Source organism: Pseudomonas sp. GZD-209, assembly GCF_049310485.1.
In the GTDB taxonomy this organism is placed as follows: domain Bacteria; phylum Pseudomonadota; class Gammaproteobacteria; order Pseudomonadales; family Pseudomonadaceae; genus Aquipseudomonas; species Aquipseudomonas sichuanensis.
Window position 1 is genome coordinate 1 of the sequence record NZ_JBMOWQ010000132.1, and the last position, 20,515, is coordinate 20,515.

A 20,515-nucleotide genomic window follows, 5' to 3' on the forward strand; every position below is an offset into this window, starting at 1 on the left:
GCGGAGCAAACCCCCCCACAAACAGGACGATCTTCCTGGGGGGGCCCTGGCCTCCCCCCGCGATGGCTTCACCGTAAATCGGCTTCAGGCACCGTCATCTGTCGCGCAATTTGTTCCGGCCGCCACTGCGTTCGCGCCACCGCCAGCACCTCAGCCGGGCTGGCACCCAACAACGCCGGGTCGGTCTGCTGCCCCAGCGCGCGCAATGCTCGCAGCAGCAGCGGCGTGGCCTGGTCCGGCTCGAGCGGCGGCGAGCGATACGACTTGCCCAGCTTGTGCCCGTCGGGCTGGACGATCAGTGGGATATGCAGGTAGCGCGGCTGCGAGAAGCCCAGCAGCTCCTGCAGGTAGAGCTGGCGCGGTGTGTTGTCCAGCAGGTCGGCGCCGCGCACGACATCGGTCACCCCCTGCCAGGCATCGTCCAGCACGACGGCCAGCTGGTAGGCGTAGAGCCCGTCGCGGCGCTGGATGACGAAATCGCCCACTTCGCGCCCCAGGTGCTGCTCGAACCGGCCTTGGACGCGGTCATCGAAGCGGTAGATCAGCTCCGGCACCCGCAGGCGGATCGCCGCGCCTTCGCGGGCATGCCCGGCATTGCGGCAAAAGCCCGGGTAGATGCCGTGATGCCCCTCCAATTGCTTGCGCGAGCAGGTGCAGGCATAAGCCAGTCCCATGCTGAACAGCCGGTCGACGACGGCAGCATAGGCGTCGTGGCGCTGGCTCTGGCAAACCACCTCGCCATCCCACTCCAGCCCGTAACGTTCAAGGGTCTGCAAGATGGCATCGCGGGCACCGGGCATCTCGCGTGGTGGGTCGGTATCTTCCATGCGCAGCAGCCAGCGGCCGTTGACGGCGCGGGCGTCGAGCCAGGAGGCGAGGGCGGCGACCAGCGAGCCGAAGTGCAGGTAACCGCTGGGCGTGGGGGCGAAGCGTCCGATGTAAGGGGTCATGGGCTGTGCGAGCTATATAAATGAAAACGGGGCGTATCTGATGTGGGGGCGGGTTTACCCCGCGATGACGTCGGATGGCCCGACATCTTCATCGCGGGGCAAGCCCGCTCCCACAACCAGTACGCCCCGTCTTTTCGGGATTCGGATCAGCCTTTGCCGACCGTCTTTTCCTTCTTCTCGGCGATTTCCTTGCAGTCGAAGCACAGGTCCGCAGTCGGACGGGCTTCCAGGCGACGCAGGCCGATTTCAATACCGCAGGATTCGCACCAGCCGTAGTCTTCGTCCTGGATCAGTTGCAAGGTCTTGTCGATTTTCTTGATCAGCTTGCGCTCGCGATCGCGGTTGCGCAGTTCCAGGGCGAACTCTTCTTCCTGGCTGGCGCGGTCGGCTGGATCGGGGAAGTTGGCTGCCTCGTCCTTCATGTGGTCCATGGTTTTGTCGACACTGGCCATGAGCTCATGCTTCCAGCCGTTCAGGAGCTTGGTGAAGTGGGCCCGCATCGGGGCACCCATGTATTCTTCACCCTTGGTTTCCTTGTACGGCTCGACGCCATAGAGCGTTTGACTGGCTTTTTGCTTTTCTAGGGTGGACATGAATAGACCGCCTCTCACTCATCTGATCCAATGCGCAGGATACTTCCATCTCCGGCGACCGCCGGCCCTGCGACTGCGAGCCGCCGAACTTACCAGATAGATACGGGGTGCGCTACCCCGCCCTATGCCTGCTATTGACAGCGGCGCGGGCGGCACGTTCGCTGGTATGTACAGGTGGAATCACCAGTTTAGACCCAATTGAGAGAAGGCCCATGGCTCAGCCACACAGTGCGCGCAGTCGCGCCATCGAACCCTTCCACGTCATGGCCTTGCTGGCCCGTGCCAACGAACTGCAAGCCGCCGGCCACGACGTGATTCACCTGGAGATCGGCGAGCCGGACTTCACCACCGCCGCACCCATCGTTGCCGCCGGCCAGGCGGCCCTGGCCGCAGGGCATACCCGCTACACCGCCGCCCGTGGCCTGCCGCAGTTGCGCGAGGCGATTGCCGGCTTCTATGGCCAGCGCTACGGCGTAGACCTTGACCCCGAACGCGTGCTCATCACCCCGGGGGGCTCGGGCGCATTGCTGCTGGCCAGCAGCCTGCTGGTCGACCCTGGCAAGCACTGGCTGCTGGCCGACCCGGGCTACCCGTGCAACCGCCACTTCCTGCGGCTGGTCGAAGGCGGCGCGCAGTTGGTGCCGGTCGGGCCGGAGGTGAACTATCAACTGACCGCCGACCTGGTCGAGCGCTACTGGGACAAGGACACCGTCGGCGCGCTGGTGGCTTCGCCGGCCAACCCGACCGGCACGGTGCTCGACCGTGACCAGTTGGCCAGCCTGTCCAGGGCGAGCCGCGAGCGCCATGGCCACCTGGTGGTGGACGAGATCTATCACGGCCTCACCTACGGCATGGATGCGCCGAGCGTGCTGGAAGTGGACGATGAGGCCTTCGTCCTGAATAGCTTTTCCAAATATTTCGGCATGACCGGCTGGCGCCTTGGCTGGCTGGTGGCACCGCCGTCGGCAGTGGCTGACCTGGAAAAGTTGGCGCAGAACATCTACATCAGTGCCCCGAGCATGGCCCAGCATGCTGCGTTGGCGTGCTTCGAGCCGCAGACACTGGCGATTCTCGAGGAACGCCGCGCCGAGTTCGGACGTCGCCGTGACTACCTGTTGCCGGCACTGCGTGAGCTGGGCTTCGGTATTGCCGTCGAGCCCCAGGGCGCCTTCTATCTGTATGCCGACATCAGTGCCTTCGGTGGCGATGCCTTCGCCTTCTGTCGGCACTTCCTCGAAACCGAACACCTGGCCTTCACGCCGGGCCTGGACTTTGGTCGCCACCAGGCCGGCCACCATGTGCGTTTTGCTTACACCCAGAGCTTGCCGCGTCTGGAAGAGGCGGTGCAGCGCATCGCCCGGGGCCTGCGGAGCTGGCAAGGCTGATGGCGCTTTTCCCCGAACTGGAAGAGGCGCGTCTGCTGCGCCGCTACAAGCGCTTCCTGGCCGACATCGAGCTGGCCAATGGCGAGCAGATGACCATCCACTGCCCCAACACCGGCTCGATGCTCAACTGCATGAGTGAAGGCGGGCGGGTCTGGTTCAGCCGCTCCAACGACCCTAAGCGCAAGCTGCCCGGCACCTGGGAGATCAGCGAAACGCCCCAGGGCCGGCTGGCCTGCGTCAACACCGGGCGAGCCAACGCGCTGATCGAAGAAGCGCTGCGTGCGGGCACCATCACTGAACTGGCCGGTTTCACCGCGCTCAAGCGCGAGGTGGCCTACGGTGAGGAACGCAGCCGCATCGACTTCTATCTGGAGTATGCCGACGGCAGCAAGGCCTACGTCGAGGTCAAGAGCGTGACCCTCGGCTACCCGGACACCCCGGTGGCGGCCTTCCCCGATGCCGTGACCCAGCGCGGTGCCAAGCACCTGCGCGAACTGGCGGGGTTGGCACGCCAGGGTGTTCGCGCGGTGCAATTGTATTGTGTGAACCTCACCGGCATCGAGGCCGTGCGCCCGGCGGAGGAAATCGACGCCGCGTACGCCCAGGCCCTGCGCGCGGCGGTGGCGGATGGGGTGGAGGTGCTGGCCTACGGCACCCGGCTGGATGCACAGCAGATCGTGGTCGACCGGCCGCTGCCGGTGCTGCTCACTCGCTAAGCCAGATGCCCTGGCTGTCTTCCAGGCAGTCCAGGGCTTCCAGCCACTCGCCCGCGCACGGGCCGGCCACGCATTCGCCGCTTTCGATCAGGAACTGCGCGCCATGATGGGCGCACTGGATCAGGCTGGCGCTGTCGTCGAGGAAGCTGTCTGGCGCCCAGTTGAGGGTAATGCCGCGATGGGGGCAGCGGTTGCGGTAGATGAACACCTGGCCATGGCGACGTACGCCTAGCAGTGGCATGCCGGCTACGCTGAACGCGCGGCTTTGGCCTTCGCTGAGGCTGGTGGAGGCGCAGAGAAAATGCATGATGGGGTGTGCTTTCTGTTAAGCCGTGTGACAAGGGATGGCTTGACGCTTCAATGCGAATAATTATCAAATTGCCCGCATTCGCCGCGCCAGGCTGCCTATGGTGCGCAGTTCCACCGCCCGCCACAAGGCGCGCGGCCCGCCTTCAAGCAAAGGAATTCGATGATGCGCCGTCCCGCTGCCCTGATCGCCCTGTGTGCCGGTCTGCTTTTATCTACTCCGACGCTGGCCGGCGAGCTGCCGCAGCGCTGGGTCAGTGCCGGTGGCGCGCTGAGCGAATGGATCAGCGCGCTGGGTGGGGAGCAGCGGCTGGTCGGCGTGGACACTACCAGCCAGCACCCCGAATCGCTCAAGGCATTGCCCAGCATCGGCTACCAGCGCCAGCTGTCGGCCGAAGGCATCCTCAGCCTGCGCCCGGATGTGCTGGTGGGGACCGAGGAAATGGGCCCGCCACCGGTGCTGGCGCAGATCCGCAAGGCCGGTGTGCGGGTCGAGCTGTTCTCCAGCAAGGCCGAGCTGGCCGCGGTGGACGAGAACCTCAAGCACCTGGGTGTATTGCTGGGTAGCGAGCAGCAGGCGGCAACCCTGGCCAGTGACTACCATCGTCAGCTGCAAGGGCTGCAAGACAAGATCAAGCAGGCCCAGGCCAGCCAGAAGGCACCGGGCGTCCTGCTGCTGGTCGGGCACGCCGGGGCCAAGCCACTGATCGCCGGGCTTGGTACTTCCGGCGACTGGCTGCTGCGTCAGGCCGGGGCGCGCAACCTGGCCGACCATCAGGGCTACAAGAACTTCTCGGTGGAGGCCCTGGCCGCGCTGGACCCGGACGTGGTGGTGCTCTCCGATCGCGCTCTGGCAGGCGAGGCCGCCCTGCAGGCGCTGATCAAGGAAAACCCGGCCCTGGCCGGCTCGCGTGCGGTGCGCGACAAGCGCCTGCTGTCGCTTGACCCGACGCTGCTGGTCGGTGGCCTCGGCCCGCGCTTGCCCGCTACCTTGCATGAGCTGGCCGCCAACTTTTACCCGGCCGCCAAGGCCAGCCTCGCCCCATGAGGCAGCGGGTCCAGCCACGCACGCTGTTCACTGGCCTTGCGCTGTTGTGCCTGCTGGCGGTCTGGCTGTCGCTGGCGCTGGGGCCGGTCAGCCTGCCACTGTTCGATACCCTGCGTGCCGGCTTGCGCCTGATCGGCGTGCCGATCAGCGGTGCGGGGCTCGAGCAGGCCGAAATGATCCTCGGCCAGATCCGCCTGCCGCGCACCTTGCTGGGGCTGGCGGTGGGCGGGGTGCTGGCGCTGTCGGGGGTGGCCATGCAGGGGCTGTTCCGCAACCCGCTGGCCGACCCTGGGCTGGTAGGGGTCGCCAGTGGTGCCGCCCTGGGGGCGGCGGTGGCGATCGTGGGGGGCAGCTGGCTGGGCGGCATAGCCGAGTGGTTCGCGCCGTACCTGCTGTCGTTATGTGCCTTCATCGGCGGCCTTGGGGTGACGGCGATGGTCTATCGCCTTGGCCGGCGTGACGGCCAGACCAACGTGGCGACCATGCTGCTGGCCGGTATCGCCATGACGGCCCTGGGCGGCTCGGCGGTCGGGCTGTTCACCTATCTGGCGGATGACGCGACCTTGCGCACCCTGACGTTCTGGAACCTCGGCAGCCTCAACGGCGCCAGCTATGAACGCCTGTGGCCGCTGCTGCTGGTGGCGGTGACAGTGGCGCTGTGGTTGCCGCGGCGGGCACAGGCGCTCAATGCCTTGCTGCTGGGCGAGTCGGAGGCCCGCCACCTCGGTGTCGAAGTGGAAGCGCTGAAACGTGAGCTGGTGTTCTGCACCGCGCTGGGTGTCGGCGCGGCGGTGGCGGCGGCAGGCCTGATCGGTTTCATCGGCCTGGTGGTGCCGCACCTGGTGCGCCTGCTGGCGGGGCCGGATCACCGTGTGCTGTTGCCGGCTTCGCTGCTGGCCGGTGGCACCCTGCTGTTGTTCGCCGACCTGATCGCGCGTCTGGCCCTGGCGCCGGCAGAGCTGCCGATCGGCATCGTCACGGCCTTCATCGGGGCACCGTTCTTCCTGTTCTTGCTGGTCAAGGGGCGCAACTGATGCTCGATGTCGAAGGCCTGTCGCTCAAGCGCGGCAGCAGCGAGGTGCTGCACGATATCCATCTGCAATTGCACCCGGGGCAGATCCTCGGCGTGCTGGGCCCCAACGGTGCCGGCAAGAGCAGCCTGCTTGGCGCCCTGTGCGGTGAGCTGGCGCCCAGTGCCGGGCGAGTGCGTCTGGACGGGCGGGCGCTTGAGGACTGGCCCGGCCAGGAGCGGGCACGGCGGCTGGCGGTGTTGCCGCAGGTGTCCAGCCTGGGCTTCGGCTTCAGTGTCGAAGAGGTGGTCGGCCTGGGCCGGCTGCCCCATGCCAGTGGCCGGCAGCGCGATCGGGAGATCGTCGATGCGGCATTGCAGGCGGCAGATGCCGGGCACCTGGGCGAGCGTAGCTACCTGGCCCTGTCCGGGGGGGAGCGCCAGCGAGTGCACCTGGCCCGGGTGCTGGCCCAGCTGTGGCCGGGTGAGGCCGGCACCACGCTGTTGCTCGACGAGCCCACATCCATGCTCGACCCGCTGCACCAGCACACCACGCTGCAGGCGGTACGCAGTTTTGCCGACCGTGGTGCAGCGGTGCTGGTGATCCTGCATGACCTGAACCTGGCGGCCCGCTACTGTGACCATATCCTGCTGCTGGAGCAGGGGCGCTGCCATGCTCTGGATACGCCGCAGGCGGTGCTGACCCCTGTGGCGCTCAAGGCGGTGTTCGGCATCGATGTACTGGTGCAGGCGCATCCGGAGAGGGGCCATCCGTTGATCATCACTCGATAGGAGCTTCAGCCATGCGTCACCTCTTGTCGGTCTGCCTGGTACTGGCATTGGCGGGGTGCCAGGCCAGTCTGCCACCACTGCCGGCCTGGCAAAGCAGCGAGGGCCGTGACAGCGCGCAGTTGGGCCAGATCCGCGACCTGGCCAGCGGCCGGTTGATCAGCCCGGAGCAACTGGTCGAGCAACTCGCCAGCGCACCTCGGGTGCTGGTCGGCGAGCAGCACGACAACCCTGACCACCATGCGCTACAACTCTGGTTGCTGCGCGCCCTGGAGAGCCGCCGCCCGCAAGGCAGCCTGCTGCTGGAAATGCTCCAGCCCGAACAGCAGCCGCTGGTCGATGCCTTGCAGCATGACGGGCCACTGCCACAGGACCTGCCCAAGGCCCTCGCCTGGCAGGATGGCTGGGACTGGACGTTGTACGGGCCGATCGTGAGGGAAGCCCTGACGCAACCTTATCCGCTGCTGTCGGCCAATTTGTCCCCCGACGAGATCCGCCAGGCTTATCGCCAGCCAGTGAACCCGCCGGGCGCGCGCAGCAATGCGGCGAATGTTTTGCAGGCATTGCGCGAGCAGGTCCGTGCCGGGCATTGCAACCTGCTGCCGGACAGCCAGCTGCCGGCAATGCTCGCCGTCCAGCAACAGCGCGACCGGCGCATCGCCGAACGCCTGCTGAGCGCGCCGCAACCTGCGCTGCTGTTCGCTGGCAGCTATCACGCACGCAAGGACCTGGGCGTGCCCCTGCACCTGGCTGACCTGGGGGCCGAAGGCGACAGCAAGGTGTTGCTGCTGGCGCAAGTGGGGGAGGCGGTCGAGCCGGGCATGGCTGATTTTGTCTGGTACACCGCGGCGCTGCCCGAGCAGGATTATTGCGCCCAGCTGCGCAAAGGGCAGTAAATCGCAGGCAAAAAAAGACCCGGCAAAGTGCCGGGTCAATAACCGTGATTAGCCTGATGAGGAGATAATCTGAGAGTCCGAACCAGGGGCTTTCAGGTTACCCAACCAGTCTCGCGACCAGTTGTGATAATCATAACGATTCTCATTACCGAGTCAATGACTTTCTGTTAATTATTTTTCCATCTTCTGTGCCGGGCTCTTCGCGTCGAGCTGCTGGTTCAGCGCCTCTTTGCGTTCAACCGGCAGATCGTTCCAGTGCATGTCCAGCAAGGCGCCCTCTATGGCGTACAACAACACCTTGGAAGCCCGGAAACCTCGCGTTCTTACGGCTTGATAGGCGCCCACCGCGCCCAGGCGACGAAGGTCCGATGCACTGTGGATACCGACGGCGTGCAGCCATTGCGCGGAGGTCTTGCCAAGATTTTTCAGGTGCTGCAATTCATCGTTCATCGAGCCTCCTTGCGATGGCTGAACGGGTCTTGGGGATAAATCGCGAGCAGGTCAGAGAGGAGTGTAGCGGGGGTTGGGAATTGCGCGGCCTTTTGCCATCGGGGCCCGACCGGTAGCCGCCCCGGGGTGCGGGGCGGTGCCTGGCCGAGGGTCAGCGCGCGGTTCGATAGCGCAGGCGCGTACCGAATTTCAGTGACATGAGTATCTCGTCAGCGCTCAATTCGCTGGGGAAGTAGGTTCCGGAGATTTGCGCATGGGCGATGCTCGCGCCTTCCAGGCCGGTTTCCCGCAGGTCCAGGCCGCGCAGGTCGGCGGCGCGAAAGTATGCATCGGTGAAGTCGATGCCACGCACGTCGAGGTTGCGCAGGTCCAGGCCACGAAAATCGCCGCCGCGAAAATCGATGGGGGCGTCCGTTGGCTTTTCGCGGTTGAAGGTCGCGATCTTCTCGTCGCGGACCAGGGCGTACAGGACGTTGTCCAGCTGCCGGGGTTGGTTCATGGCGGCGCCTCCTCGTGGGGTGTGATGCCATTGTAATGACATCACTGAGGAGGCGCCGGACTTCAGGCGTGAACTGTCGACTGCTTCACGCCAGGAGGGTCAAAGGCCGGGCAGGTGCTGGCGAATCTGTTCGATCAGCTGGTCCATGCTGGCGCTTTCCTGGGTCTCGACGCGCTTGCTGTGCTTCTGTTCTTCGGCATCGAGCGGTTCGCGGCTGGCTTGCTGGGCCTTGACGACTTCGAGGGTGGCATCCGAAGGGTCGGCATTATCGGCCTGGCGCTGCGCCAGCCAGCTCTCGATGACGGCCTCGGGAGCCTGGCAGTCGAGAATCAGGAAGGGCGCGCCGGTCTCGCTGGCGACCTCCGCTGCGGCCTTGCGCTGGTCGTGCTTGAGGTAAGTGGCGTCCAGCACTACCGGGAAGCCGGCACGCAGGATGGTTTTTGCAAGCGCATGCAGGCGCTGGTAGGTCGCGGCGCTGGACTGCTGGTCATAGATACCGGCCTGCAACTGGCCGGCTTGCGCCTGCTGCTGCTCGCCGAACAGACGCTTGCGTTCGACGTCGGAGCGCACGCGCACCGCGCCCAGCGCTTCGACCAGGCGCATGGCCACATGGCTTTTGCCCACCGCCGAAACACCGTGGGTGATCGCCAGCAGGCGCGACGGGATGGCGCTGTAGCTTTCCGCCAGGTTGGCGTAGTTGCGATAGGTGCGCAGGGTGGTGGCGCGCTGCACGCCATCGGCGTCGGCCGGCATGCTGAACAGCGCGACCTTGGCCCGTACCAGGGCGCGGTAAGCCTTGTAGAAGTTCAGCAGCTCCAGGCCCTGGTAGTCGCCGGTCAGCTCCAGGTACTGGCTGATGAAGCGCCGCGACAGGCACTTGAGGCCGCGGTCTTCGAGGTCCATGGCGAGGAAGCCGACATCGGCGTAGACATCGGTCAGGCGGAACGGCTCGTTGAACTCGATGCAGTCGAAGATCACCACCTTGCCGTCGATCAGGGTGGCGTTGCCCAGGTGGATGTCACCGTGGCATTCGCGGATGAAACCGTCGGCCTTGCGCGCCTCGAGCAGACCGTGCAGGCGTTTGAAGCTGTCCTGGGCCCAGGCTTGCAGGTTGTCGAGTTGCTGCAGGTCGGCCTTGTCGCTGAGGAACGGGCGAATCTGCTCGAAGTTCTGCTCCACCGGGGCCATGACGGCCTCTGGCGTACCCAGCGGGTGCTCGACGGCGACTTTCGGTGCTTGCAGGTGGAACTCGGCAATCTGCCGGGCCATCTGGTCGATGTGGCCGGCGTTCAGCTCACCGTTGGCCTGCAGGGTGCTGAGCATCTGGCCCTGGGGGAACTGGCGCATTTTCAGCGCGTACTCGATCGGCGTGCCTGCGCCGCCCAGTTGCGGGGCTTCGGCGCTGCCGGTAATTGGCAGTACTTCCAGGTACAGGCCTTCGGTCAGGCGCTGGTTCAGGCGCAGTTCTTCGTTGCAGAAATGCCCACGCTGATCCAGGCCGGTGAAGTCGAGGAAGCCGAAGTTCATGGGCTTCTTGATCTTGTAGGCGAATTCACCGGTGAGCAGGACCCAGGAAATGTGCGTTTCGATGAGCTGGAAGCCCTCGACGGGGTGCGGATAAAGTGCAGGGTTCTGCAGCGCGCTGATCAGGGCTTGGCTCACAAGTGATCCTTTCGGGGTCAGGGAATTCGAAGGCGCCATTATGGTCAATGGTGACGTCCCTGCAAACCGCCTGTGGGCGCCTGCCTCCCTTTTTGAAAGTGCGTATACTCCGCCGCCATGACACGTACCCGAAATTCCCGCCCCCCTAAAAAACCACCGACCAGCCGTGCGCGCGCCTGGTTGGGCTGGGCACTCAAGCTCAGCCTGGTCGGCCTCGTCCTGATCGCAGGCTTTGCGGTCTACCTCGATGCGACTGTGCAGGAGAAGTTTTCCGGCAAGCGCTGGACCATCCCGGCCAAGGTATACGCCCGGCCGCTGGAGCTGTTCGTCGGCCAGAAGCTGAGCAGGAACGACTTCCTCACCGAGCTCGATGCCCTCGGCTACCGTCGCGAGAGTGCGGCCAATGGCCCGGGCGCGGCGTCGGTCAATGGTAACAACGTCGACCTCAATACCCGCGGCTTCCAGTTCTATGAAGGCATGGAGCCGGCGCAGTTCGTCAGTGTGCGTTTCTCCGGTGACTACGTTGCCGGGCTCAGCGGTGCCAACGGCGGCAAGCTTGACGTGGTGCGCCTGGAGCCGCTGATGATCGGCGGTATCTACCCGAAGAATCTTGAAGACCGCATCCTGATCAAGATCGACCAGGTACCGCCGTACCTGCTGGAGACCCTGATCGCCACGGAAGACCGCGATTTCTACAGCCACTTCGGCGTATCGCCCAAGTCCATCGCCCGGGCCATCTGGGTGAACACCTCCTCGGGCGCCATGCGTCAGGGCGGCAGTACCCTGACCCAGCAGTTGGTGAAGAACTTCTTCCTCACCAACGAGCGCAGCCTCAGCCGCAAGCTGACCGAGGCCATGATGGCCGTGCTGCTGGAGATGCACTACGACAAGCGCGAGATCCTCGAGGCGTACCTGAACGAAGTCTTCGTCGGGCAGGACGGCCAGCGCGCGGTGCATGGCTTCGGCCTGGCCAGCCAGTTCTTCTTCAGCCAGCCGCTGCAGGAACTCAAGCTGCACCAGATTGCCTTGCTGGTGGGCATGGTCAAGGGGCCGTCCTACTACAACCCGCGTCGTTACCCCGAGCGCGCCCTGCAGCGCCGCAACCTGGTGCTCGACCTGCTGGCCGAGCAAGGCGTGGCCAGCCAGGAAGTGATCGATGCTGCGAAGAAGATGCCGCTGGGCGTGACCAAGCGCGGCAGCCTGGCCGACAGCTCGTTCCCGGCGTTCCTCGACCTGGTCAAGCGCCAGCTGCGCCAGGACTACCGCGACGAAGACTTGACCGAAGAAGGCCTGCGCATCTTCACCAGTTTCGACCCGATCCTGCAGATGAAGGCCGAAACGGCCATGAGCGAGACGTTCAAGCGCTTGGCCGGGCGCAAGGGCGCCGACGACGTGGAGTCGGCGATGGTCGTCACCAACCCGGAAACCGGCGAGGTGCAGGCGCTGATCGGTAGCCGTCAGTCGGGCTTTGCCGGCTTCAACCGTGCCATCGACGCGGTGCGGCCGATCGGCTCGCTGGTCAAGCCGGCGGTCTACCTCACCGCGCTTGAGCAACCGAGCAAGTACAGCCTGACCACCCGGGTGCAGGACGAGCCGTTCTCGGTCAAAGGCGCCGACGGCCAGGTGTGGCGCCCGCAGAACTACGATCGCCGTCCCCATGGCACCATCTACCTGTACCAGGGCCTGGCCAATTCCTACAACCTGTCGACCGCCAAGCTCGGCCTGGAAGTGGGCGTGCCGAACGTGATCAAGACCATCGGCCGCTTGGGTGTGCAGGTCGACTGGCCGGCGTTCCCGTCGATGCTGCTGGGCGCTGGCGGCATGTCGCCGATGCAGGTTGCGACCATGTACCAGACCATCGCCAACGGTGGCTTCAATACACCGATGCGCGGCATTCGCAGCGTGCTCACCGCCGAAGGCGAGCCGCTCAAGCGCTACCCGTTCCAGATCCAGCAAACCTTCGACCCCGGTGCCATCTATCTGGTGCAGAACGCCATGCAGCGGGTAATGCGTGAAGGTACCGGGCGTTCGGTGTATAGCGTGCTGCCCAGCTCACTGACGCTGGCGGGCAAGACCGGCACCAGTAACGACTCGCGCGACAGCTGGTTCTCCGGCTTCAGCCAGGACCTGCTGGCAGTGGTCTGGCTGGGCCGCGACGACAACGGCAAGACGCCGTTCACCGGCGCCACCGGTGCGCTGCAGGTGTGGACCAGCTTCATGAAGAAGGCCGACCCGTTGCCGCTGGACATGCCGCTACCAGACAACGTGGTGCAGGCCTGGATCGACCCTTACAGCGGCCAGGGTTCCGACGGTAGCTGTCCGGGAGCTGTGCAGATGCCGTATATTCGCGGCAGCGAACCGCCCGCTGGCGCCACCTGTGGTGGCGAACAGAACCCGGCTGACTCGGTCATGGACTGGGTCAAGGGGTGGATGAATTGAGCACGAGCTTTTGAAGAGGGTGTGAAGTGAAGAAGTGGTGGATTCCTGTCTTGACCGCGGTAGCTGTGCTGCAAGGCTGCTCCAGTGTCCAGCGTGGCAACATTCCGGTGGTGGATTCGAGCACCCGGGTCTCCAACAGTGAGCGGGTCCAGGCCAAGCGCACTTCGGCCTACCCGACCAGTGGCGGCAGCAGCCAGGCGCAGACGTTGCCCGAAGAAGGCGGCGTGACCGTGATGATCCCGCAAGGCACCGGCGGCGCGCCGATCAGCACTGGGCCGATCACTCCCGGCCCGGTCAGCAGCGGCCCGATCACCCCGGGCCCGATCAGCACTGGCCCCATCACCAGCAACCCCAACCCGGTGGCCGATGAGCCGTTTGACATCGCCTCGATGAGCAACCCTCCGGCCGTCACCCAGGCGCCGACCGGCATCCCGCGCGCCAGCACCGGCGGCCTGTCCGCCGACGAGCAACTCGATGGTCCGGTGCTGGCGCTGCTGACCACCGCCCAGCAGCAGCAGGGCAGTGGTGACTTCAATGGCGCCGCTTCGAGCCTGGAGCGTGCCCAGCGCATTGCCCCGCGCGAGCCGCAGGTGCTGTTCCGTCTGGCCCAGGTGCGCCTGTCGCAAGGTGACGCGGCGCAATCCGAGCAACTGGCCCGTCGTGCGCTGACCTACGCCAACGGCCGTCCAGACCTTCAGGCTCAGTTGTGGAACACCATCGCCCAGGCCCGCGAGAAGCAAGGCGACAGCGCCGGTGCCGCGCTGGCGCGGCAGAAGGCGCGGGTCAACCTGTGATGGAACAGCGCATTCTCGATATCGCCGACCATCTGCTGCTGATCGAGCAAGAGCTCAAGGTCCAGGGCTGGTGGAGCGCTGATACGCCCAGCGACGAGATGCTGGCCAGCACAGTGCCGTTCGCGGTCGACAGCATGAGCTTCGAGCAGTGGCTGCAGTGGATCTTCCTGCCACGCATGAAGCTGATCCTGGAGCATGGGCTGGCGTTGCCGAACGCCTCGGGCATCCTGGTGATGGCCGAGACGGTGTTTGTCGATCGTCCGGAACAAAGCCGCGCGCTACGGCGCCTGTTGGCAGAATTCGATCAATTGATCGCGCCTTCCGCCTGATTTCTTCTCTTTTTCCTTTAAGGGCCGCAGATTGTGGCCCTTTTTTATGGAAATCTTTATTGTTCTGCTGCTGAGCGCCTTTTTAGTGGTGCTGGCGATTCATCTTGCGGAAAAATTGGCAATAATTTTTCTTGACTTGTTGGCGCCAAATCACAAGAATCCAGATTCCGCTGTAGAGGGACTGCCAGAAGCAGACCCGCTAAGCAGATCATGAGGCGCACACCCGCGCCGACTTGTAACACCCCGCAACGCGTTACCTCGCGCTGGGTGGGAAAGCCCGCAACACACCAGGGCATTCCCAATACTTGCTCAGTCAGTGCTGACGTTCGCTCATGCTCTGCTTGGCAGTAAACCTAATAAGACCCGTCCAGTGAGGACGGTATTCTGGCGTTTTAGAGGTGAACAACGTGGAGCTTTTATCTGGCGCTGAGATGGTCGTCCGCTTCTTGCGTGACGAGGGCGTTAAGCACATCTACGGGTACCCTGGCGGTGCTCTCCTTCATGTTTACGATGCTCTGTTCAAGGAACCGGAAGTCCAGCACATCCTGGTCCGTCACGAACAGGCTGCCACCCATATGGCGGACGGTTACGCCCGTGCCACCGGCAAGGCCGGCGTGGTACTGGTGACTTCCGGCCCAGGTGCGACCAATGCCATCACCGGCATTGCCACCGCATACATGGATTCCATTCCGATGGTCATCCTGTCTGGCCAGGTGCCCAGCACCATGGTCGGCACCGATGCCTTCCAGGAAACCGACATGATCGGTATTTCCCGGCCTATCGTGAAGCACAGCTTCATGGTCAAGCATGCTTCGGAAATCCCGGAAGTTCTGAAAAAAGCTTTCTATCTTGCGCAATCCGGCCGTCCCGGCCCGGTCGTGGTCGACATTCCAAAAGATATGACCAACCCGGCTGAGAAGTTCGAGTACATCTACCCGAAAAAGGTCAAGCTGCGTTCGTATAGCCCGGCTGTACGTGGTCACTCCGGCCAGATCCGCAAGGCAGCCGAAATGCTCCTGGCGGCCAAGCGCCCGATCGTCTACTCCGGCGGTGGCGTCATCCTCGGTGGTGGCTCCGAAGCCCTCACCGAAATCGCCAAGTCGCTGAACCTGCCGGTCACCAACACCCTCATGGGCCTCGGTGGTTTCCCGGGTACCGATCGCCAGTTCCTCGGTATGCTCGGCATGCACGGCAGCTACACCGCCAACCTGGCGATGCACAATGCCGATGTGATCTTCGCTGTCGGCGTGCGTTTCGACGACCGCGTGGTCAACGGCCCGGCCAAGTTCTGCCCGAACGCCAAGATCATCCATATCGACATCGACCCGGCGTCGATCTCGAAGATGATCAAGGCCGACGTGCCGATCGTCGGCCCGGTCGAAAGCGTGCTCAACGAAATGCTCGGCATCCTCAAGGAAATCGGCGAGCAGCCTGACAAGGCGGCGCTGGATGCCTGGTGGAAGCAGATCGACGAGTGGCGTGGCGACGGTGGCCTGTTCCCTTACGACAAGGGCGACGGCAACGTCATCAAGCCGCAGCAGGTCATCGAGACGCTGTGCGAAGTGACCAAGGGCGATGCCTTCGTCACCTCCGACGTGGGCCAGCACCAGATGTTCGCGGCGCAGTACTACCGCTTCAACAAACCCAACCGCTGGATCAACTCCGGTGGCCTGGGCACCATGGGCTTCGGTTTCCCGGCGGCCATGGGCATCAAGCTCAACTTCCCGGATCATGACGTGGCCTGCGTCACTGGCGAAGGCAGCATCCAGATGAACATCCAGGAGCTGTCCACCTGCATGCAGTACGGCTTGCCGGTGAAGATCGTCAACATGAACAACGGTGTGTTGGGCATGGTCCGCCAGTGGCAGGACATGGCTTACAACGGTCGCCACTCGCATTCCTATGTCGAGTCGCTGCCTGACTTCGTCAAGTTGGCCGAGGCCTATGGTCATGTGGGTATCCGCATCACCAGCCTGAAGGACCTCAAGCCGAAGCTGGAAGAAGCGTTTGCCATGAAGGACCGCCTGGTCTTCATCGACATCGCGATCGACCGTACCGAGCACGTCTATCCGATGCAGATCAAGGATGGCTCGATGCGTGACATGTGGCTGAGCAAGACGGAGCGTACCTGATATGCGGCACATCATTTCCCTGCTGCTGGAAAACGAACCCGGTGCCTTGTCTCGCGTGGTCGGCCTGTTCTCCCAGCGCAACTACAACATCGAAAGCCTGACCGTGGCACCGACCGAAGACCCGACCCTGTCGCGTCTGACGTTGACCACCGTCGGCCATGATGAAGTGATCGAACAGATCACCAAGAACCTGAACAAGCTGGTCGAAGTGGTCAAGTTGGTCGACCTGTCGGAAAGCGCTCACATCGAGCGCGAACTGATGCTGGTCAAGGTCAAGGCCACCGGTGCCCAGCGCGCCGAGATCAAGCGCACCACGGATATCTTCCGCGGCCAGATCGTCGATGTGACCGCCAGCGTGTACACCGTGCAGCTGAGCGGTACCAGCGACAAACTGGACAGCTTCATCCAGGCCATCGGCACCGCATCGATTCTCGAAACCGTGCGCAGTGGCGTCACCGGCATTGCCCGTGGCGACAAAGTGCTCAGCATCTAACTTCAAAAATTAGCGATGGCTCCGCAGGGGCCGAGATATAACCAGGGGTATTTCATGAAAGTTTTCTACGATAAAGACTGCGACCTTTCCATCATCCAGGGCAAAAAAGTCGCCATCATCGGTTACGGCTCCCAGGGCCACGCTCAGGCGTGCAACCTGAAGGACTCCGGTGTAGACGTTACCGTCGGTCTGCGTAAAGGTTCGGCTACCGTTGCCAAGGCTGAAGCCCACGGCCTGAAAGTTGCTGACGTTGCTACCGCTGTCGCTGCGGCTGACCTGGTCATGATCCTGACCCCGGACGAGTTCCAGGGCGCTCTGTACAAGAACGAAATCGAGCCGAACATCAAGAAGGGCGCTACCCTGGCCTTCTCCCACGGCTTCTCGATCCACTACAACCAGGTTGTTCCGCGTGCCGACCTCGACGTGATCATGATCGCGCCGAAAGCCCCGGGCCACACCGTTCGCTCCGAGTTCGTCAAAGGCGGCGGCATCCCTGACCTGATCGCTATCTACCAGGACGCTTCGGGCAACGCCAAGAACGTCGCGCTGTCCTACGCTTCGGGCGTGGGCGGCGGCCGTACCGGCATCATCGAAACCACCTTCAAGGACGAGACCGAAACCGACCTGTTCGGTGAGCAGGCTGTTCTGTGCGGCGGTACCGTCGAACTGGTCAAAGCTGGTTTCGAAACCCTGGTTGAAGCTGGCTACGCGCCAGAAATGGCCTACTTCGAGTGCTTGCACGAGCTGAAGCTGATCGTTGACCTCATGTACGAAGGCGGTATCGCCAACATGAACTACTCGATCTCCAACAACGCCGAGTACGGTGAGTACGTCACCGGCCCTGAAGTCATCAACGAAGAATCCCGCAAGGCCATGCGCAACGCTCTGAAGCGCATCCAGGACGGCGAATACGCGAAGATGTTCATCAGCGAAGGTGCCACCAACTACCCATCGATGACCGCCAAGCGCCGTAACAACGCCGCCCACGGTATCGAAATCATCGGCGAGCAACTGCGTTCGATGATGCCGTGGATCTCGGCCAACAAGATCGTCGACAAGAGCAAGAACTAAGTCTTGCTTGGCTAAATGAAAAACGCGGCTTCGGCCGCGTTTTTTCGTTTGCACGGCCGGCTTCTGGTATAAAGCGACCAGTGGCTCGCCGTCAGAACCCATTTCGCGAGCCCGTGTCGAACATATTCCACCCCCGTTGCAAGGTACTTTTCATGAGCGAACGTCCCGAAGAGCCGAACAAGCCCTCCGACGCCGAAAGCCTGCTACCGATCGATGAGCATGTCGAAGAAGGGCATGACGCCGAAGGCCGCAAGGTCCGTCACCGCGGCATCTACCTGCTGCCCAACCTGTTCACCACTGCCAACCTGTTTGCCGGCTTTTATTCCATCATCAGTTCGATGAGCGCGCAGAGCGCCCTGAGCGCTGGTGATCCGCGCGAAGCGAGCAAGTATTTCGCCTTCGCCGCCATCGCGATCTTCGTCGCCATGGTTCTCGACGGCCTCGATGGCCGTGTAGCGCGCATGACCAACACCCAGAGCGCCTTCGGCGCCGAGTACGACTCGCTGTCGGACATGGTCGCCTTTGGTGTGGCGCCGGCCTTGCTGGCCTTCGGCTGGGCATTGGGCGACATGGGCAAGGTCGGCTGGATGGTCGCCTTCATCTATGTGGCCGGTGCTGCACTGCGCCTGGCGCGTTTCAACACCCAGGTCGGTACCGCCGACAAACGCTACTTCATCGGCCTGGCCAGCCCAGCCGCGGCTGGCGTTGTGGCTGGCACTGTGTGGGCGTTCAGCGATTTCGGTATCCAGGGTTCCAAGCTGTCGTTCCTGGTGGCATTGCTGGTAGCTGCTGCCGGCATGCTGATGGTCAGCAACATCAAGTACAACAGCTTCAAGGAGCTGGATCTCAAGGGGCGTGTACCCTTTGTTGCGATCCTGGCTGTGGTGCTGGTGTTCGCCGTAGTGTTCAGCGATCCGCCCCGCATCCTGCTGCTGATCTTCCTCGCTTATGCGGTTTCCGGCCCGCTGCAGTACCTGCTGCGCGGTCGTCGTAAAACCTCATGAAGATTTAATCGTGGAATAACCTGCCGGCTCCATAGTCTTACGGGTACATCAGTTGCCCGTACTGTGGAGCCGTCATGCTCATCAAACTTCCCCGATCATCCGACTGCACGTCGGCACAGATCACCCCTGAACACCTCTACCTTTCCCGTCGCAGCATGCTGGGTGGCACCTTGGCAGGCATGGCCCTGGGCGCTTTGCCACGTTTGGGTGCGGCCGCAGAGCCATCGCGTTATGCCGATGCCGCAGCCGGAGCGGCGCCTGCGTGGTTCACCGAAAAGCTGGGTGCCACGCGCTGGCAGGCGGTCACCGTTAAGGATGAGGCCATCACACCGTTCAAGGACGCCACTCACTACAACAACTTCTACGAGTTCGGGCCCGACAAGGGCGACCCTGCAGCCAATGCGGGCAGCCTGAAGACCGAGCCTTGGAGCCTGGTGGTCGATGGCGAGGTGGCAAAGCCCGGGCGCTATGCGCTGGAGGACTTCATCAAGCCCTATCAGCTCGAGGAGCGCATTTATCGGCTGCGCTGCGTAGAGGCCTGGTCTATGGTCATCCCGTGGTTGGGCTTTCCTCTGGCGCAAGTGCTCAAGCAGGTCGAGCCAACTTCGAAGGCGCGCTATATCCGTTTCGAAACGCTGCAGGACCCAAAGAGCATGCCCGGGCAGCGCTCCGGTTTTGCCCTGATCGACTGGCCTTATGTAGAAGGGCTGCGCCTGGACGAGGCGATGAACCCGTTGGCGATCCTGGCTGTGGGCATGTATGGCCGGGAGTTGGCTAACCAGAATGGCGCGCCACTGCGCCTGGTGGTGCCGTGGAAGTATGGCTTCAAGAGCATCAAGTCGATCGTGCGCATCAGCCTGGTGGCGGAGCAGCCGCATACCACCTGGCAAGGGCTGGCGCCGGATGAATATGGTTTCTATGCCAACGTAAACCCGACGGTCGATCACCCGCGCTGGACCCAGGCCCGCGAGCGGCGCTTGCCCAGCGGGCTGTTCAGCCCCAACGTGCGGGAGACGCAGATGTTCAATGGTTATGCTGATGAGGTAGCGTCGTTGTACGCCGGGCTCGATCTGCGGAAGAACTATTGATGCGTTATCCCTGGTTGCGATTGGCGATCTTTGTGCTCGGCTGCCTGTTTCCTGCCTGGTGGCTGTATCAGGCGGCAACGGGGCAGCTCGATCCAGATCCGGGCAAGATCCTGGTGGATCGACTTGGGCTGGGGGCGTTGGTCTTTCTATTGATTACCCTGAGCATGACGCCGCTGCAGAAATTGACAGGGTGGTCGGGCTGGGTCGTGGTGCGCCGGCAGCTGGGGTTGTGGTGCTTCGCTTATATAGTGCTGCACATGACTTCTTATATGGTGTTCATCCTGGGCCTGGATTGGGGGCAGCTGGGAGTTGAGCTGCGCAAGCGGCCGTACATCATTGTCGGCGCGTTGGGTTTCCTTGGGTTGCTGGCGTTGGCGGTCACCTCCAATCGCTACAGTCAGCGACGGCTAGGGGCGCGTTGGAAGAAGCTGCACAAGCTGGTGTATGTGATTCTTGGGTTGGGATTGCTGCATTTCTTGTGGATCGTGCGTTCAGATTTGAAGGAATGGGCCATCTACGCAGGGGTAGGGGCATTGCTGATGGTGCTGCGAGTTCCGGCGGTGGCGAAGCGAGTGCCCAGGTTTGCGGGAGGGCGTAAGAGGGCAGCCTGAGCCTGGGCTGGATATCTTGCCGTCTTCATCCCATCGATCTCCCATATTTATGTTTCTTGAAATTAAAGGTTGACGGGGTTTCAGATCCCCTTATAATGCGCCCCACTTCCAGCGACAACGGAACGCAAAACTCCTTGAAATTCAACGAGTTAAGCGAATCGAAAGTTCCGGAAGCGTTTCGGTCTCAGGATCGGCAGCGGTGAAAAAGGTGGTTGACAGCAGGTTGTAACGCTGTATGATTCGCCTCCCGC

At 63.2% G+C, this 20,515-nt stretch carries 22 protein-coding genes; 16 read left to right on the forward strand and 6 right to left on the reverse strand.

Annotated features, from left to right (window positions below):
* Positions 1–68: 68 nt before the first annotated feature.
* A complete protein-coding gene (gluQRS, locus tag ACO6VM_RS15630; protein ID WP_401060482.1) occupies positions 69–950 on the reverse strand; it encodes a tRNA glutamyl-Q(34) synthetase GluQRS in 882 nt (293 codons plus the stop codon).
* Between the two features lie 146 nt (positions 951–1,096).
* A complete protein-coding gene (dksA, locus tag ACO6VM_RS15635) occupies positions 1,097–1,543 on the reverse strand; it encodes an RNA polymerase-binding protein DksA (RefSeq protein WP_401060484.1) in 447 nt (148 codons plus the stop codon).
* Between the two features lie 212 nt (positions 1,544–1,755).
* Between dksA and ACO6VM_RS15640 the strand changes: the two genes are divergently transcribed.
* Entirely contained in the window at positions 1,756–2,928 is a 1,173-nt protein-coding gene (locus ACO6VM_RS15640) for a pyridoxal phosphate-dependent aminotransferase (protein WP_401060486.1), read from the forward strand.
* The gene (sfsA, locus tag ACO6VM_RS15645) at positions 2,928–3,644 is read left to right on the forward strand and encodes a DNA/RNA nuclease SfsA (RefSeq protein WP_401060488.1); all 717 of its coding nucleotides are present in this window, start codon (positions 2,928–2,930) and stop codon (positions 3,642–3,644) included. Before ACO6VM_RS15640 ends, sfsA begins: the two co-directional genes overlap by 1 nt.
* On the opposite strand, the gene ACO6VM_RS15650 is transcribed toward sfsA, so the two are convergent.
* Positions 3,634–3,951: a Rieske (2Fe-2S) protein gene (locus ACO6VM_RS15650; RefSeq protein ID WP_401060489.1), complete on the reverse strand. Its 318-nt coding sequence runs from the start codon at positions 3,949–3,951 to the stop codon at positions 3,634–3,636. The two genes, sfsA and ACO6VM_RS15650, sit on opposite strands and share 11 nt — an antisense overlap.
* 162 nt (positions 3,952–4,113) lie before the next feature.
* Between ACO6VM_RS15650 and ACO6VM_RS15655 the strand changes: the two genes are divergently transcribed.
* The 4 genes from ACO6VM_RS15655 to ACO6VM_RS15670 are packed head-to-tail and all read left to right on the forward strand — an operon-like array spanning position 4,114 to position 7,692.
* Positions 4,114–4,998, forward strand: coding sequence for a heme/hemin ABC transporter substrate-binding protein (locus ACO6VM_RS15655; RefSeq protein WP_401060491.1), 885 nt, complete (start codon positions 4,114–4,116; stop codon positions 4,996–4,998).
* Positions 4,999–5,048: 50 nt separating this feature from the next.
* A complete protein-coding gene (locus tag ACO6VM_RS15660; RefSeq protein WP_401060509.1) occupies positions 5,049–6,032 on the forward strand; it encodes a FecCD family ABC transporter permease in 984 nt (327 codons plus the stop codon).
* Complete coding sequence (locus ACO6VM_RS15665) at positions 6,032–6,799, forward strand: heme ABC transporter ATP-binding protein (protein WP_401060493.1); 768 nt, start codon at positions 6,032–6,034, stop codon at positions 6,797–6,799. Before ACO6VM_RS15660 ends, ACO6VM_RS15665 begins: the two co-directional genes overlap by 1 nt.
* Before the next feature lie 11 nt (positions 6,800–6,810).
* Complete coding sequence (locus ACO6VM_RS15670) at positions 6,811–7,692, forward strand: ChaN family lipoprotein (protein WP_401060494.1); 882 nt, start codon at positions 6,811–6,813, stop codon at positions 7,690–7,692.
* A gap of 171 nt (positions 7,693–7,863) precedes the next feature.
* On the opposite strand, the gene ACO6VM_RS15675 is transcribed toward ACO6VM_RS15670, so the two are convergent.
* The 3 genes from ACO6VM_RS15675 to ACO6VM_RS15685 form a co-directional block, all read right to left on the reverse strand.
* Entirely contained in the window at positions 7,864–8,142 is a 279-nt protein-coding gene (locus tag ACO6VM_RS15675; RefSeq protein ID WP_110995975.1) for a TfoX/Sxy family protein, read from the reverse strand.
* Positions 8,143–8,293: 151 nt separating this feature from the next.
* On the reverse strand, positions 8,294–8,641 hold the full coding sequence (locus ACO6VM_RS15680; protein WP_110995974.1) for a pentapeptide repeat-containing protein: 348 nt from the start codon (positions 8,639–8,641) through the stop codon (positions 8,294–8,296).
* A 99-nt stretch (positions 8,642–8,740) separates the two neighbouring features.
* The gene (locus ACO6VM_RS15685) at positions 8,741–10,303 is read right to left on the reverse strand and encodes an AAA family ATPase (protein ID WP_422403512.1); all 1,563 of its coding nucleotides are present in this window, start codon (positions 10,301–10,303) and stop codon (positions 8,741–8,743) included.
* Between the two features lie 117 nt (positions 10,304–10,420).
* Here ACO6VM_RS15685 and mrcB point away from each other — a divergent pair, with 117 nt between their 5' ends.
* From mrcB to msrQ, 10 genes are all read left to right on the forward strand, one after another.
* Positions 10,421–12,742 carry a penicillin-binding protein 1B gene (gene mrcB / locus ACO6VM_RS15690; protein ID WP_401060499.1) on the forward strand — a complete coding sequence of 774 codons (2,322 nt, stop codon included), beginning with the start codon at positions 10,421–10,423 and terminating at the stop codon, positions 12,740–12,742.
* A 26-nt stretch (positions 12,743–12,768) separates the two neighbouring features.
* Entirely contained in the window at positions 12,769–13,536 is a 768-nt protein-coding gene (locus tag ACO6VM_RS15695; RefSeq protein WP_401060501.1) for a tetratricopeptide repeat protein, read from the forward strand.
* Positions 13,533–13,865 (forward strand): YqcC family protein, encoded by a 333-nt coding sequence (locus tag ACO6VM_RS15700; RefSeq protein ID WP_401060502.1) that lies wholly within the window; start codon positions 13,533–13,535, stop codon positions 13,863–13,865. Before ACO6VM_RS15695 ends, ACO6VM_RS15700 begins: the two co-directional genes overlap by 4 nt.
* 46 nt (positions 13,866–13,911) lie before the next feature.
* Positions 13,912–14,079 carry a hypothetical protein gene (locus ACO6VM_RS15705; protein ID WP_390966841.1) on the forward strand — a complete coding sequence of 56 codons (168 nt, stop codon included), beginning with the start codon at positions 13,912–13,914 and terminating at the stop codon, positions 14,077–14,079.
* 193 nt (positions 14,080–14,272) lie between these two features.
* Positions 14,273–15,997 carry an acetolactate synthase 3 large subunit gene (locus ACO6VM_RS15710; RefSeq protein ID WP_110995998.1) on the forward strand — a complete coding sequence of 575 codons (1,725 nt, stop codon included), beginning with the start codon at positions 14,273–14,275 and terminating at the stop codon, positions 15,995–15,997.
* 1 nt (position 15,998) lies between these two features.
* Entirely contained in the window at positions 15,999–16,490 is a 492-nt protein-coding gene (gene ilvN / locus ACO6VM_RS15715; protein WP_003250040.1) for an acetolactate synthase small subunit, read from the forward strand.
* Between the two features lie 54 nt (positions 16,491–16,544).
* Positions 16,545–17,561, forward strand: coding sequence for a ketol-acid reductoisomerase (ilvC, locus tag ACO6VM_RS15720; RefSeq protein ID WP_110995969.1), 1,017 nt, complete (start codon positions 16,545–16,547; stop codon positions 17,559–17,561).
* A gap of 152 nt (positions 17,562–17,713) precedes the next feature.
* The gene (gene pssA, locus ACO6VM_RS15725) at positions 17,714–18,565 is read left to right on the forward strand and encodes a CDP-diacylglycerol--serine O-phosphatidyltransferase (protein ID WP_110995968.1); all 852 of its coding nucleotides are present in this window, start codon (positions 17,714–17,716) and stop codon (positions 18,563–18,565) included.
* 74 nt (positions 18,566–18,639) lie between these two features.
* Positions 18,640–19,653 carry a protein-methionine-sulfoxide reductase catalytic subunit MsrP gene (gene msrP / locus ACO6VM_RS15730; protein ID WP_401060505.1) on the forward strand — a complete coding sequence of 338 codons (1,014 nt, stop codon included), beginning with the start codon at positions 18,640–18,642 and terminating at the stop codon, positions 19,651–19,653.
* Positions 19,653–20,264 (forward strand): protein-methionine-sulfoxide reductase heme-binding subunit MsrQ, encoded by a 612-nt coding sequence (gene msrQ, locus ACO6VM_RS15735; RefSeq protein ID WP_401060507.1) that lies wholly within the window; start codon positions 19,653–19,655, stop codon positions 20,262–20,264. The genes msrP and msrQ overlap by 1 nt, the downstream gene beginning before the upstream one ends.
* Positions 20,265–20,515: the final 251 nt, after the last annotated feature.

What these genes read in the sequence shown, in the direction of transcription:
- gluQRS (WP_401060482.1), bottom strand. Translation starts at nt 950, where the DNA reads ATGACCCCTTACATCGGACGCTTCGCCCCCACGCCCAGCGGTTACCTG.
- dksA (WP_401060484.1), bottom strand. Translation starts at nt 1,543, where the DNA reads ATGTCCACCCTAGAAAAGCAAAAAGCCAGTCAAACGCTCTATGGCGTC.
- ACO6VM_RS15640 (WP_401060486.1), top strand. Translation starts at nt 1,756, where the DNA reads ATGGCTCAGCCACACAGTGCGCGCAGTCGCGCCATCGAACCCTTCCAC.
- sfsA (WP_401060488.1), top strand. Translation starts at nt 2,928, where the DNA reads ATGGCGCTTTTCCCCGAACTGGAAGAGGCGCGTCTGCTGCGCCGCTAC.
- ACO6VM_RS15650 (WP_401060489.1), bottom strand. Translation starts at nt 3,951, where the DNA reads ATGCATTTTCTCTGCGCCTCCACCAGCCTCAGCGAAGGCCAAAGCCGC.
- ACO6VM_RS15655 (WP_401060491.1), top strand. Translation starts at nt 4,114, where the DNA reads ATGATGCGCCGTCCCGCTGCCCTGATCGCCCTGTGTGCCGGTCTGCTT.
- ACO6VM_RS15665 (WP_401060493.1), top strand. Translation starts at nt 6,032, where the DNA reads ATGCTCGATGTCGAAGGCCTGTCGCTCAAGCGCGGCAGCAGCGAGGTG.
- ACO6VM_RS15670 (WP_401060494.1), top strand. Translation starts at nt 6,811, where the DNA reads ATGCGTCACCTCTTGTCGGTCTGCCTGGTACTGGCATTGGCGGGGTGC.
- ACO6VM_RS15675 (WP_110995975.1), bottom strand. Translation starts at nt 8,142, where the DNA reads ATGAACGATGAATTGCAGCACCTGAAAAATCTTGGCAAGACCTCCGCG.
- ACO6VM_RS15680 (WP_110995974.1), bottom strand. Translation starts at nt 8,641, where the DNA reads ATGAACCAACCCCGGCAGCTGGACAACGTCCTGTACGCCCTGGTCCGC.
- mrcB (WP_401060499.1), top strand. Translation starts at nt 10,421, where the DNA reads ATGACACGTACCCGAAATTCCCGCCCCCCTAAAAAACCACCGACCAGC.
- ACO6VM_RS15705 (WP_390966841.1), top strand. Translation starts at nt 13,912, where the DNA reads ATGGAAATCTTTATTGTTCTGCTGCTGAGCGCCTTTTTAGTGGTGCTG.
- ilvN (WP_003250040.1), top strand. Translation starts at nt 15,999, where the DNA reads ATGCGGCACATCATTTCCCTGCTGCTGGAAAACGAACCCGGTGCCTTG.
- ilvC (WP_110995969.1), top strand. Translation starts at nt 16,545, where the DNA reads ATGAAAGTTTTCTACGATAAAGACTGCGACCTTTCCATCATCCAGGGC.
- pssA (WP_110995968.1), top strand. Translation starts at nt 17,714, where the DNA reads ATGAGCGAACGTCCCGAAGAGCCGAACAAGCCCTCCGACGCCGAAAGC.
- msrP (WP_401060505.1), top strand. Translation starts at nt 18,640, where the DNA reads ATGCTCATCAAACTTCCCCGATCATCCGACTGCACGTCGGCACAGATC.
- msrQ (WP_401060507.1), top strand. Translation starts at nt 19,653, where the DNA reads ATGCGTTATCCCTGGTTGCGATTGGCGATCTTTGTGCTCGGCTGCCTG.